Here is a 13,255-nt window from a genome sequence, read left to right on the forward strand (position 1 = left end):
AGCGGCCGCCACACCCGTCAGGTCAGGGTTGCCGAGAAAACAGCCGCCTCAGGACCGCTTGTCACGAACCCAGTCGAGGAAACGGCCGGGAACGCCAAGCGCGTCCAGTCCCGCACCGAAGAGAACGAACAGGACGTAGAGTCCGAGCGTCGAGAGGTACGTGATGAGCATGGCGATGACGGCGAGCAAGTCGTCTTGAATGAGATAGAACGCCGCGATAGTGACGGCCGTCCCGTAGAGGAGGACGAGGTACGGTCCCCACCCGCGGGCTCTGCCCTGTCGCATCTGCCGACGCACGTAGCGTTTCAACTCCGACTCCACGTCCGGACGTTCGACGGTCCGTTCCTGTACGTCCGACTCGAACGCGTCGAGGTCAGCGCGAAGTTCCGCTACGCGATCTTCCAGTTCTTCGATGTCGGGCGCGCCGCGAGGCTCGACATCCGTCTCGCCCGACTCCTCACTCCGGGGTGCGTCGTCCACGCTCATCGTCCGGTCGGTTGGTCGTTCCCGTGTGTGTTGTACCTGCCGGTCTACGGGGCCGCCGTCGTCCGGTCCGGGCGTCACCTTTTCGGCGAGAACAGCATTGATCACAGCACCCGTGAGAATGAGAATACCCGAAAAGTAGAACCACGTCACGAGGAGCAGTATTGCGCCGAGTGCGCCCGCAACGGACGCCCCCGCCGTGGACGCGTAGATGCCGAACACAGCACCGAGTACGGCCCACCCGACGGCCGCAAACAGCGTCCCCGGAAGCGCCTCGCGGACAGTGAGTCCAGCATCGGGAAAGATGTAGTAAAACGGAAAAAACGCCGCGATGAGGAGGCCGAAGAGCAACAGCGGACTGAGAACTCCAACGAACGGAATATCGAGAATAGCAACAACCGTCGTCGCGAGTGCGACGCCAATCGTTCCGGCTCCGAGCGAACCGAGAGCGATGAGACCGTCTCTGAGTTGATCGACGATTCCGCCCGTCTCCGAGCCATAGATGCGCGAGAAGGCGATATCGAGCCCGCGAAACAGTTTGAGCGCACCCCACAGCGTGACGGCGAGACTCACTACCGACAGCGCCCCCTGTCCCGTCGGATCCTCAAGTGCGCTGGCGACGATTTCGGACCCGGCCGGAAGGAGATACTGCTGTGCGAGGTCCAACACGTACGCCCTGAGTGCCTCGCCGCCGACGAACGAAGCAACGACGAGACCGAGTGTGAGAAGCGGAACGAGCGAAACGAGCGTGTAGTAAGAGATGCTCGCCGCCAAAAACGTCACCTCGCGTTCTTGGATGGTCTCGATCACCGACCGAACGACGGAAATCTGATTCCGAATCCGAACGCTCACGCTCTCCTTTCGGCAGACGGACACAAGAAGTTACTTGCCCCCGACAGGTTCTGAAACGACTTCTCAGTCGTCGGTTCCGTCCCAAGGGTCGGTGTCGCCCAACCGTCGCTATCAGTTGTCGCTGTCGGTCGTCACCGCTCGCATCTCCTCGATAGTTGCGTTCGTCTTGAACGCGGTCCCCGAGTAGTGCGCCTGTGTCGCTTCGTAGCCGGCATCTCTGAGTTCTGCGAGGAAGTCGTCCATACTCGTCGCCGACCGGGACCACATCTTGCAGAGGCGGTGTTGGTCGTAGTGTGTCGGCCGGTCAAGTTCGCCTGCGACGGTTTCGAGCATCGACCGGGCACGCTTTTTTTCGCCCATCTCTTCTGTGATGTGGTCGCGGACCCGGCGAGTAAAGTCGGGGTCGCAGACGGGACCGAGATAGAGCGGCCCCGCGACGAGCGTCCGGGAACTTCCGCAGGCCGGGCAGTCGTCCGGCGGATGGGCGATAAGGCCGAACTCGTGATCGCGTTCGAGACAGTCCTCGCAGTGGTAGACGTACCCCAACTGCTCTACGAGTTCGTCCGCTTTGGTCGCCCGACCGTCGAGTTCGAGGTACGTGCGGGCGTAGTGTCGCGTCACGTGTGAGAGGATGGGGACCGCGGCCTTGTCGTATCGCGCGGCAGTCCGAATCATCGCCGAGAGGAGAACGCGCAGACCCATCTCTGGGTGATAGTCGGTGTTCTGCGGGAGCGTGCTGTACTTCCGGATGCCGGATTTCTGGTGTGCGCCACAGAGCGGTGCAGTGTCGGTGGCAGTAACGCAGACCAGATCCCGTGTGTTAGCGAACGCCGCGTCCGCGAAGGGAATCGGCGTGCCGAAGGGGTCTAAGTCCACGATATCGAACACCGAGTCGTACATGAGAGCGTTCGCGTTTCGGTGGACCGCCTCGCCATCCAACTCGTTCCGTTCGAGGTTCCGGCGAGCGAGTTCGACGGCCGACTCATCGAGGTCCGCGCAAGTCACGTCGAACCCCTCCGCAGCGGCGCGAACACCTCGAATGCCACTTGCGGCCATCGCATCCAGATACGACTCCGCGCGGTCGTCGCGTTCGCGGTACGCCCGAAGCGTGGCGACGGTCACGTCGCGGTTGAGTTCCTGCGTCGGGTTGTAGAACACATCGTCGCCCGCGCCCTCCGACGCGCCGTCGCGGGCACCGGGAACCTCCACCTCGATGCCGCCCTCACGTACGTCCATGTTCCGAGGAGCGGTCCCCGCGGCGAAAAGCGATACGATGCGTTCGGATCAGCGGGACCACGAGACGGAGGCGGTACGGGCGCAGTCATCGGTGGCGTTTTGTCCGATACCGGCCAACTTCGGAGTGTGCGAAAGGTGGGTGACGGCTCCGACGACGGGGGCGACGAGGAGGCTTCTGCCGCGGAAGCGACGGCCACAGACGGATCAGCGTCGGAATTCGTCGTCCCTACTGAAACCGAGAACGACCGCGAGACCGAGTGGCGGCGAGCGCTCGCGGAGGCGGGCGAACTCACGCCCGATGTCGTCGATGCGGTCGCCACCATCCACGACAAGCGCGGAGTGCGTGCCATCGAAGCCGTCTCCGAGGGGCGGGTGAAGCGCTACCGAGATTTTACTGTCGTCGTCGGACACGCCGCCGAGTACGTCGTCGAGGACGGCGGGTGTACCTGTAAAGATAGTTCGTACAACCTCGATCCCGAAGACGACGGCCAGCGCTGTTGGCACGTTCTCGCCGCCGCCGTCGCCGAGCGAATCGGCGAAGTCGATCATCACGACATGTGGTACTCAGACGTACGCGAGTTCATCTGAGCGACGACACGTGCGAATTCGTTTGCGTTCGGCGCGTTTCACAGGTCGGTGAACCACCGTAGTCAGTCTACGTCACTGAAATATCAAGTCGCTTCCTCCGCAACGTTTTCCCACCGGGTGCCCGAAGCTTCGAACAAGATGCCCACCATCGACGAGAAGCGCGTCTACACTGACAACACCGGAACGGAGACCGTCTTCGTCGCAAGCGACGCGGGCGTCGTTGCCGTCTCCGTCTCGGACGACCTCGTGGGGGGATTCGGCATCGCGCACCGCTGTCACGCCCGCGACGTGGCTGTCGGGACTGAGACGCTGGCAGTCGCCACCGACGAGGACGTGTTCTGTGCCGACCTGACGACGACCGACAGCGCGGACGACCTCGCGTTCGAGGCGACCGAGTTTGGCCCCGCCACCGCCGTCGGATTCGACGGCAAAACGCTCCTCGCAGGCGACGAGGAGGGTCGAGTCGGACGATTCGACAGCGAGTGGACAGACCTCGGACGTGCAGAACCGGTTCGGGCTATCGACGGTCCACTCGTCGCCGCCGCCGACGGTGTCCACCGAGTCGAAGCCGACAGTCTCGCGCCAGTCGGACTTGACAACGCGTATGACGTTGTGGGACGCGACCCGCTCGCCGCCACTGAAACCGGACTGTACAAACTCGGAAACGGCTGGATGGACGTTCTTAACGGCGCGTTCGAGACGGTGACTGCGGACGGAGACGGCCGCGCACACGCCGTTGGCGGCGGGCATCTGTTCGCCCGCAGTGAAAGCGGCGAATGGACACCGGAACCCGTCCCCGTTGCCGAAGGCGTGGCCGCCGTCACTTACGGACCGGAAGCAACGTACGCCGTCACCACTCCCGGGACGTTCCTCGTCCGTCTCCCGGGGTCGGAGTGGCGGCACCAGATGCTCGGCCTACAGGGCGTCACCGCCGCGGCAGTCGTCTAAAGCGCCGGTCGCAGTCGCGGTAATCGACGTATCTACGTCGTGACGAGTCCACGCGGAGACGAAAACGGGTTTAACGCGCGACGAAAACTCTCCCAACATGATTGTACCCGGCGCATCTTCGCAGGCGCTCGCCGCGGCATTGGCGAGGGCGATAGACGAACCACTCGCGGCCGTCGAGTACGACCGCTTCCCTGACGGCGAAACGCTGGCCGCCGTCCCCGACTTCGACGACGACAGAGCCATCATCGTGGCGACGACCGACTCGAACGACGCGTGGGTGGAACTACTCCAACTGCAAGACGCCGTCCGCGAGGCGGGCGCGACCGAAGTCGTGACCGTCATCCCGTACATGGGCTACGCTCGGCAGGACAAGGCGTTCGAAGACGGCCACCCCGTCTCGGCGCGCGCGACGGCGCAGGCCGTCTCAACGGGTGCCGACCGTGTCGTCCTCGTCAATCCACACGAAGACGACATCTCCTCGTTCTTCGACGGGCACGTCACGATTGTCGATGCGGCGGCCAATCTCGCAGACCCGCTTCCCGACGACTTGGACGACCCGCTGTTTCTGTCGCCGGACGCCGGCGCTATCGACCTCGCAGAGAGCGTCTGTGACGCCTACGGCCGCGGCGATGTCGATTACTTCGAGAAGGTGCGTCACTCGGGGACGGACGTAGAGATAACACCCAGCGACGCGGACGCCACGGACCGCGACGTGGTCATCGTAGACGACATTATCGCAACCGGTTCGACGGTGAGTCAGGCGGTCAACCACCTCAATTCGGACGGTGCGCGAAACGTCTTTGCCGCCTGTGTCCACCCGCTACTGGTTCGGAACGCCCGTACGAAACTCGAACGCGCCGGTATCGAGCAAATCGTCGGAACGGACACCGTCGAACGCGACGTGAGCATCGTCAGCGTCGCTCCCTCCGTCGCCGCCGCTGTCGAAGCAGTCACACAGTAGCACGACGCAACACATCTACGGAGCGAAACGTTTGTATCGATTACCGAACCACCTCGAAGTATGGCACACGAACGCTTCGATTATCCACAACTAACTAAATTCGGCGTCGGCCTCGGACTCACACTGTTTGCCGTCGGCGCACTGGGGACGATTGTTGCCCCCTCCTTCGTCGGTCCGCTTCCGGCGTGGGAAGAGTCGCTCCTATTCGACGCCGAGGCAATCGGCGTTCTCCTCACCCTTCTCTCGCCGTTCGTCTTCGGCATTCTCCTGCCGCTGACCGAGTGAATCGCTGTCCGCTCGTCAGCCGCGACACGGAGAGCGACTCGTATCCGGCGGCTTCGCACGACGTTACCGAACTACGATAGCTCAGACTTCGAAGACGACGGAGTCCCGTTTTGGTTATGACGTTCCAGCGTGACGGCCCATGCAATGGCACCGTCGGAACGTGAGGGCCGACCACCCCATCGAAATGACGGCGACTCTCATTTCCCCGAAACGGACTCGGCGTTCGTTCTCGACGCCGACTGCACGCGATGTCCGGAACTCGTCGCGTGCCGAACGCGAATCTCGTGGGGGAACGGGTCGTCGGACGCGTCAGTGATGGTCGTCGGGGAGGCACCCGGTGCGGGCGACCCCGATGCCGAACAGTGGCAAGGTGGGAATCACACCGGGATGGCGTACACGACGCGGCATTCCGGCAGGCGGATTCGAAAGCTCATCGCGGCCGCGGGACACGCCGATGCGTACTACACGAACGCGGTGAAGTGTGTTCCGTGCGACGGCGACGGGTCGAACCGCGAACCGACAGCCACGGAGCGTGCGAACTGCCGGACGCACCTCGACACCGAACTCGATGCAATCGAACCCGAAGTAGTCGTCTCGACGGGCAAGCATGCGACGGCGACGATGCTCGCATTCGACGGACGGGAACTGGACGGCTTTCTCGACACTGTGTTGGATCCGGTCGAACTCGACGCGTTCGACGTGATGCTGCTCCCCCTTCTACATCCCTCCTATCAGGACGTGTGGCTCTCACGCCTCGGCTACACGGAATCAGAGTACCGCGAAGCGATTCGAGAACGGCTTCCGTGAGCCGTCCGATCAGTGAGTTCGCGGACGCGTCTCGTCGCCAGGTGGAAACGCTCATAGCCGTGCCACCGCTAGCGTCAGGCGATGGCTACGACGCGTTCGCCGCTGGCCGTTCTCGCGGGACTCGTCCTCGTCGCGTTCATCCCGCTCGTAGTGATGTGGGTTACGGTCATGGGGTGGGACAACCTCGGCTACTTGCTCTACTTCGCGATCTACTTCGTCGTCATCCACATCCTCCTTCCATCACGGGTGTACATCCACGCCCGCGATCACGGGAGCAATGCGAAACTCGCGTGGACCGCACTCGCGTTCTTCATCCCGTTGGTCGGCGCACTCGTCTACTTCCTCGTCAACATGGCGTTCAGACGAATCGAAGCCGCGGGTTAGATGAGAACGAGTAACCCAAACACGACAGCAGAACACAAACCGAGCGTAACGAAAACAAAGAGACCGCCGAGACGGGCGGCTTGAATTCGGTCTTTGGGGGCGGCCTGATATCCGAGTCTGCACGACAGTCCGCCGATCAGCGCACAAGGAAGAGTATCGTCAGTACGACGCCGTACGTCGCCCCCGAGGCGAAAAGCGTCGCTGTTCCACCGACACCGACGCGCTGTATCCGGTCTTCAGTCGCCGCTTGATACCCCCGAGCGAACAGGAAGATAGCGGCGAGAAGAGCAAGCGATCCGCCGGTAACGTACAAGAGCGTGATCTCTTGGGCACGCGTGATGAGTCGATACCGTATGCCAACGAGAATGCGAACCGGAGCGCTGCGAACAGCATCCCACCGAGAGCGGTCAACGCGACGTGGTTCGGTACCAACTCGGGAGTGGGTCCGGCTTCGACGGCAGCACGAAACCGCTCGGAGAAAACGAAGGGGAGCGTGGCCAGACCGGAAACCATCCCGAGACCACTGCCGAAGACGACGTCGAAGATGAATTGGAAGACGAGGAAGTACGAGAACGACATACAGCGCGGTTAGTGTCAATAGGGTTTAATTATTTGGTCCGCTCGCATACACTCTTGTCTTGTCTGCTCGATGCCGTCCTGTTCTGTACCGCCTCCGCTGTCACCGACTCTCACTGCGTGTCTCGGCGCGGTGTTCGGAGATAATGCGGTCAACCATCTGCGACTGCTGTTCTTTCCGTCGTTCCTCTGCACGCCGTTCCCAGTCCTCGATGAGCGCCGAGACGTCGCTCTCGCGGGCGACAGCCAGTTCGTCTATCTCCTGCATCGTCACATTCTCCGCCGGGCCGACCGGAATCTCGTGTTCGAACAGTATCTCGTCGGCGGCGTCCGAGAGACCGCCGGTCCGAATAACGGCCCGCGGGTTCGTCTCCGCGAGGCGTTCGGCAGTCGAGTGCCCCGCACCGGAGGCATCGCGGAGATACACCACGTCGCCCGACGCCAGTCCGTACTCCTCGTCGGCGCGTTCGATAGCGTCCTTGGTGAACTGCTCGACCACCTTCACGGGGACGAGATTCTTGTTCGTGTTCACGTCCGCGAAGTTCGAGTGATCGAGTTTCCACAGGCGCTTGAGCCGTTCTATCTTTCCCGTGAGTTCCTCGTTTTCCTCACGGAGCGACTCCAGTTTCCGTTCGAGACGGTTGTTGTCGCGTTCGAGGCGTTGGACTTCGCGGCGCTCGCGCGCCTCGCGCCGTTCCTCACGCTTGGCCTCCGAAAGCTCCGTTTTGTACTCTTCGATGGTCTCGTCTTTCTCCGCGATAGTCGCTTCGAGACTCTCAGTGTGCGACTCAAGCCGCTCGACGCGGCGCTCTAACCGACGGATCTTCTTCTCCTCGTCGGTCAGTTCGCGCTCTTCGTGGGTCGATTCGTCGTCCTCGTCGCTCTCGTCATCACCAGTTATCTCGCGGAGGACGGCCTCAACCGACTCCTCGCCTGCGACGACGCGGGCGATGACCTCGCCGCGTTCGATGTTCGGCGGCACTTTCTGCGAGATGCGCTGGAACTGATCTTCGTGAGCGTCAAAGGCGAACAGAGCGGCGGCGAGTGCATCTCGTTCGTGGTCGTTTTCGTACCCCACATCGCGCGTTCGATGCAGTTTCTCGTCTACCGGGAGGTCAGTTTCTGGAATCCATGCCGCGGCGTCGAAACTCCGTCGGAACTTCTCGACCGTCTCGGGCATCGGTTCCACATCGGCGGCGACGATGACCGGTCGTCCGCGTTCGATGAGCCATTCGATAACGTCGGCGGTGTCGGCGGTTCGCGTCGAGTGGACATCGAGTTTGTTGCCGTCCAAGTCCACGACGGCCGCCGCAGTAGTCGTGCCGGGGTCGATGCCGACGATAACGTGGTCCCGACGTTTGACGAGCGGTTCGAACTCGATACCGTCGCGGCGTTCGCGTTCGATTTCGACGCGCGTATCGCCCGAGCGTCCGCTGGAGACGGGGATGTCATCCGGCCGCCCTTCGACGGTAAAGATGGCGTTCGAGTAGCCGCCGTACTTCTCCGTCGCATCAACGTCGTACTCCAATCCCGCCTGCTTCAATCGGTCCGCGATCTCCCGACTCCGGCGCTTGACGGAGCCGTGAATACGACGAGTGTAACGATCCTGACTCCACCCGCCTTTCCCCGTCGAGCGGCCGCGCGACACTTTCACCGTCGTCGTGTTGGTGAAGGCAGACACCTCGTACCCGACGTTGACCGCCGCGAGTCGTGCCGCCGCCTCGGCCTCCTTCATCGGCTTCTTGCCGTAGGGGACGCCGTGACGGGAGGCCACCCGCGAAAGAGGTTCGGGGCGCTCTGCGCCGGTTACCTGCACCAGTTTCGTCTCCGTGGGAAGCGAACGGAGAAAGTGGACGAGTTCGTCTTTGTCCGCGGCCAACTCGTACATGTTGTCCGTAGCGAGGATGGCCGGTTGCTCTCGTTCGACGAGTCGTCGTAGTTTCCGGTGCGAAACTACGTCTCGGTCGATGTTCTCACCGTCGAAGGCGACGACGGCGTAAGAGGGTGCGTCGCCGCGCACGTCCCCACTCTGGATGTCCACACCGAAGACGAGGGAGTCGAGCGCGCTCGTCCGGTCGTTCACGAACGCCGCTTGGTCGCGTGTAGATATGAATCCCACGCCGCGTTGAATCGCCCAACGACCAGATTTGTCACTCATATCGGATACGAAAATAACAAATCCTCTCGCAGTGAAGTTCCCCGCGTGAGTTCTGATATATCACCGCCCTCCACGTCACCAAAGTCGCTGGCGCGGACGGCTCTGATCGCTGGTATCGCTGTTCTCCTCCTCGCAGCGCCGATCACGGGACTTCTCGCGTGGGAACCGGTCGAAGAGGGGAACGTAAAAGTCGTTAAAAAGTGGGGTGCGACGACGGGCGAAGTGTTCGAGCCCGGAGCACACTTCATCAACCCCATCTCACAGTCTACGGCATCGCTGTCGGTCCGCCCGCAGTCGTATACAATGTCCTCACAACAGGGCGAGGGCGAGCAAGCCCAACGCGACGACGCGATCACGGTCCTCACCGAGGACGGGCTTCGGACCGACATCGACGTGACCGTCCGCTACCGCGTTGACGCCTCAAAGTCCGTTTCGTTCTATCGCAGCTATCGAACACTCGAAACGGCCGAAAAGCGTCTGATTCGCCCGTCGATCCGATCTGTGCTTCGGACTGAAGCCGGTCGCCTCCCCGTCACGGAAATCTACACGGGCGAGGGGCAAACACAGCTGAAAAAGGCCGCAGAAAAGCAACTGTCTAAGGACTTCGCGGAAGCCGGTCTCATCCTCGAAGCCGTCCAGATTCGGAACGTCGAACTCCCCAAGCAGTACGCACAAGCCGTCGAGGAAAAGGAGATAACCGAGCAACGTCGCCAACAGAAGCAAGACGAACTCGCAGTCGAGAAACTAGAAGCCGACCGCAAGCGCATCGCCGCACAGGGTGAGGCCGACGCCAACCGCATCCTCTCGCAGTCGCTCGACCAGCGCATCCTGACGCAAAAGTACATCGACAAACTCGACCAGACCAATACGGTGTACATCCCCGTCGGTGACAGCGGCTACCCGCAGTTCGTCCGCTCTATCGAACCCGGAGCGAACGCCGGTGATACCTCGAACATCACGGTGGACACCTCCAAGGCAGAGATCGAATCGAATACGTCGCTGAACCGCTCGACGGACGGCACCACGAACGACTGATCCCGTGCGCCTCCGAACCGAACTGATCGCCGCCGTCGCTCTGTTCGCCCTCCTCGGCGCACTCGCACGGACGCCAGCGGGACGGTTCGTCCTGCCACTCGTGAGTCTCGTCGTCCTCGCCGGGTTCGCGTACCTCATGACCCGCGACACTGCCTACACGCGAACAACGTTCGGCATCCGAACTCGACTCTTGGACTCGTCCGACGGCGGTGACCACGACTGCACCGAGTGTGGCGCGCCCGCGACGACGACACGCCGGTTCGTCCGTGAGTTTGTTCTGCTCGGTGTTCCGGTCCTCCTCTTGGACGACGGGCAGAACCGCTACTGCGACGACTGTCTACCATAGCGCCGGACACTTCGGTCGCCTCTTTCGGTTCGGTCCGGGGTAGTCCAGCCCAGTCCGGTTCAGACCGGTCCAGTCCGGTTCAGTCCACGTCCGCTTCACGCAGTCGCCTACAGTAACGACCCTTCTGCGACGAACTCGACTTCGCCACCGACGCGGACGCTCACCGCGACGCCGTCCTCGGCTTCGAGATGAAGCACTGACGGCCGACCCATCTCGTAGCCCTGTTCGACGGAGACAGACACCTTATCGTCGCCGAAGTACCGGTACCGTGCGAGATAGCCCGCCAGACACCCGTTCGCGCTTCCGGTCGCCGGATCCTCGGGAACGTTGTATCCCGGCGAGAACATCCGTGCGGCGAGATGGTGGTCGTCCTCGCGCGGGTCCGCACAGAACGGAAACAGGTTCTCGACACCGACATCGTCCAACAGCGCGTCGTACGCCGGCAGATCGACGGCCGCCCGGCCGAGTGCATCGCGGTTGGAGAGCGGAATCATAATGGCTGGAAGTCCGGTAGAGACGACCTGCACGGGCCACTCACGGTCGAGGTCGTCTTCCTTCAGTCCGAGGACTTGGGCGAGGCGTTCGTGATCGAGTTCCGCGCCGAACTCGGGCGGGTTCTGTGTCATCCAGTACGTCTGATCGTCGCCCGTGCCCCGTACCTCGACGGGTATCTCACCGACAGCGAGGTCTAGTACGATTTCGTCGCCCGCGTCGAACCGCTCGCGGAGGACAGCCGCGGTCCCCAACGTTGGGTGCCCCGCGAACGGAACCTCCGCGTTCGGTGTGAAGATACGGACCGGCCACGCGCCGTCCGCCGCGTCGCCCTCGATGAACGTCGTCTCCGAGTAGTTCATCTCCTGAGCGATGGCCTGCATCTCCTCGTCTGTGAGCGATGCAGCGTCCTCGATGACAGCGAGTTGGTTCCCCGCGTACCGCCGTTCCGCGAACACATCTACGATATGGAACCGGTTACCCGACATACACAAGTCTGCGTCTGATTCCGAGAAAAGGCTACGGTGGGTATGACAAGAGATGTCAATCTGAGAGACTACCTACTCGTCGGCGTCAGGGAACTGGATATCGATTTTCTGTCCGTCCTGTGGAACGAACGCCTCCCCGTCGAACGCCGCTTGCGCCTCGCGTTCGATGGGTGAGGCGTCTCCGGCGTACCGCGAGGAGATATGCGTCAGAGCGAGGCGACGGGCACCCGCACGGTTCGCAATTTCGGCCGCTTCGCGGCCTGTCGAGTGACCAGTTCCGTGCGCCCGTTCGGCCCGGTCCTCCGCGAACGTCGCGTCGTGAATCAACAGGTCCGGTTCGTCTACAACGTCCACGGTAGCATCTACGGGACGGGTGTCGCCGGTGTAGACGAGTCGGCGGCCGGGTCGCGGGTCACCGACGACCTGTTCGGGGTGGATGACGGTGCCGTCTTCGAGTTCGACCGATTCGCCCTCGTGCAGGCGGCCGAAGTCGGGACCGACCGGAACGCCCAGTGCCTCCGCTTTCTCGCGGTTGAACCGACCCGGCCGGTCGTCTTCGACGAGAGCGAATCCCATCGACCGGACGTTTCGGTGGTCTGTCTCGAACGTCCGAACCTCGTAGCTGTCGCCCGAGAGCGCGACGTTTCCGGGTTTGACCTCGTGGATGTTGACGGGAAACGACGGCCGGTAGCCACCGGCGTTGACGAGGCTCTGAAGATGGCGTTTCGAACCCGGCGGCGCGTGGATGGCAATCGGTTCCTCGCGGTCGTTGAAATCCCACGTCTGAATCAGGCCGGGGATACCGAGGACGTGGTCGCCGTGAAGGTGCGTGACGAATAGGTGCGAGACAGTGAATCCGGTCCCGAAGCGCATCATCTGTCGCTGCGTTCCCTCACCACAGTCGAACAGCAGTCGCTCGCCGTCGCGGTTCACCAGAAATGCACTCGGGCCTCGTTCAGTCGTCGGCACCGCCCCGCCAGTCCCGAGGAACGTCACGCGCATCGACATACTCCGATTGAGTGGCGGCGGCGGTAAACCCGTGTCGAATCAACCGGGGGTTGCAGACGCGACGAGAGTACACACTATTTTGTGATTCAGATGATACTACTGCCCATGAGCGAACGACGCCGAGACCACGACACCTCCAGTCAGTCGCCCGCGGGCGATGCCTCAGGAGGTGACAACCGGGACGACAACCTGGCGACCATCACTTCCATCCTCGTCCTGTCTCTCGGAATCGGTCCGTTGCTCGGGTTCGTGCTTGGGTCGCTCTTGGTCACCCTTACCCTGTTTGCTGCCGGCCTCATCCTGTTGGCTATCGTCCTCGGAAGCCAATCCAAGGAACCGAACACGAAGACAGAGACGACTCGGGTTCCACCCGAGCCTGAGGGCCGTTCGCCTGGGGTCAAGCGCACTGCCGAACCCGAACACTCCGTTTCTGATTCCCTCAATCGACTCCGCGACCGGTACGCCCGCGGTGACCTCTCGGACGAACAGTTCGAGCGCAAACTGGAGGTACTGTTAGACACCCAGACACCCGAAAACGCCCGCGAACGAATCCGGCGCCGCCAGCGCGAACGCGAGTCCACCGAGACGGAGACGTAGGGTTTCTTACG

The 13,255-nt window shown here is 62.4% G+C and carries 14 protein-coding genes and 1 pseudogene; 9 read left to right on the plus strand and 6 right to left on the minus strand.

Annotation, left to right across the window (positions count from 1 at the left end; genetic code table 11):
* Positions 1–48 precede the first annotated feature (48 nt).
* Complete coding sequence (locus HBOR_RS14265) at positions 49–1,335, minus strand: YihY/virulence factor BrkB family protein (protein ID WP_013440723.1); 1,287 nt, start codon at positions 1,333–1,335, stop codon at positions 49–51.
* A 111-nt stretch (positions 1,336–1,446) separates the two neighbouring features.
* Complete coding sequence (locus tag HBOR_RS14270) at positions 1,447–2,571, minus strand: tRNA (guanine(26)-N(2))-dimethyltransferase (protein ID WP_006055011.1); 1,125 nt, start codon at positions 2,569–2,571, stop codon at positions 1,447–1,449.
* Positions 2,572–2,823: 252 nt separating this feature from the next.
* On the opposite strand from HBOR_RS14270, the pseudogene HBOR_RS14275 reads away from it, so the two are divergent.
* The 6 genes and pseudogenes from HBOR_RS14275 to HBOR_RS14300 form a co-directional block, all read left to right on the plus strand.
* A pseudogene (locus HBOR_RS14275) lies at positions 2,824–3,159 on the plus strand (SWIM zinc finger family protein); the annotation flags it as partial.
* A 138-nt stretch (positions 3,160–3,297) separates the two neighbouring features.
* A complete protein-coding gene (locus tag HBOR_RS14280) occupies positions 3,298–4,107 on the plus strand; it encodes an HVO_0234 family beta-propeller protein (RefSeq protein ID WP_006055009.1) in 810 nt (269 codons plus the stop codon).
* Positions 4,108–4,204: 97 nt separating this feature from the next.
* Positions 4,205–5,068, plus strand: coding sequence for a ribose-phosphate diphosphokinase (locus HBOR_RS14285; RefSeq protein ID WP_006055008.1), 864 nt, complete (start codon positions 4,205–4,207; stop codon positions 5,066–5,068).
* 60 nt (positions 5,069–5,128) lie between these two features.
* A complete protein-coding gene (locus HBOR_RS14290; protein WP_006055007.1) occupies positions 5,129–5,353 on the plus strand; it encodes a DUF7860 family protein in 225 nt (74 codons plus the stop codon).
* A gap of 144 nt (positions 5,354–5,497) precedes the next feature.
* Positions 5,498–6,160, plus strand: coding sequence for a uracil-DNA glycosylase (locus tag HBOR_RS14295; protein WP_006055006.1), 663 nt, complete (start codon positions 5,498–5,500; stop codon positions 6,158–6,160).
* Between the two features lie 81 nt (positions 6,161–6,241).
* Positions 6,242–6,544 (plus strand): PLDc N-terminal domain-containing protein, encoded by a 303-nt coding sequence (locus tag HBOR_RS14300; protein ID WP_006055005.1) that lies wholly within the window; start codon positions 6,242–6,244, stop codon positions 6,542–6,544.
* Between the two features lie 159 nt (positions 6,545–6,703).
* Here HBOR_RS14300 and HBOR_RS14305 read toward each other — a convergent pair whose 3' ends face one another.
* Positions 6,704–7,123 carry a hypothetical protein gene (locus tag HBOR_RS14305; RefSeq protein ID WP_006055004.1) on the minus strand — a complete coding sequence of 140 codons (420 nt, stop codon included), beginning with the start codon at positions 7,121–7,123 and terminating at the stop codon, positions 6,704–6,706.
* A 100-nt stretch (positions 7,124–7,223) separates the two neighbouring features.
* A complete protein-coding gene (locus HBOR_RS14310) occupies positions 7,224–9,203 on the minus strand; it encodes a DUF460 domain-containing protein (protein WP_006055003.1) in 1,980 nt (659 codons plus the stop codon).
* Between the two features lie 120 nt (positions 9,204–9,323).
* Here HBOR_RS14310 and HBOR_RS14315 point away from each other — a divergent pair, with 120 nt between their 5' ends.
* Positions 9,324–10,313, plus strand: coding sequence for a prohibitin family protein (locus HBOR_RS14315; RefSeq protein ID WP_006055002.1), 990 nt, complete (start codon positions 9,324–9,326; stop codon positions 10,311–10,313).
* Between the two features lie 4 nt (positions 10,314–10,317).
* On the plus strand, positions 10,318–10,659 hold the full coding sequence (locus HBOR_RS14320) for a hypothetical protein (protein WP_006055001.1): 342 nt from the start codon (positions 10,318–10,320) through the stop codon (positions 10,657–10,659).
* Between the two features lie 107 nt (positions 10,660–10,766).
* Here the strand turns inward: HBOR_RS14320 and HBOR_RS14325 are convergent, their stop codons facing one another.
* Complete coding sequence (locus HBOR_RS14325; RefSeq protein WP_006055000.1) at positions 10,767–11,639, minus strand: PhzF family phenazine biosynthesis protein; 873 nt, start codon at positions 11,637–11,639, stop codon at positions 10,767–10,769.
* A 72-nt stretch (positions 11,640–11,711) separates the two neighbouring features.
* Entirely contained in the window at positions 11,712–12,641 is a 930-nt protein-coding gene (gene rnz, locus HBOR_RS14330) for a ribonuclease Z (protein WP_174261597.1), read from the minus strand.
* 111 nt (positions 12,642–12,752) lie between these two features.
* Here rnz and HBOR_RS14335 point away from each other — a divergent pair, with 111 nt between their 5' ends.
* On the plus strand, positions 12,753–13,244 hold the full coding sequence (locus tag HBOR_RS14335; protein WP_006054998.1) for an SHOCT domain-containing protein: 492 nt from the start codon (positions 12,753–12,755) through the stop codon (positions 13,242–13,244).
* Positions 13,245–13,255: the final 11 nt, after the last annotated feature.

Origin of the sequence: Halogeometricum borinquense DSM 11551, from assembly GCF_000172995.2 — an archaeon.
Classification (GTDB): domain Archaea; phylum Halobacteriota; class Halobacteria; order Halobacteriales; family Haloferacaceae; genus Halogeometricum; species Halogeometricum borinquense.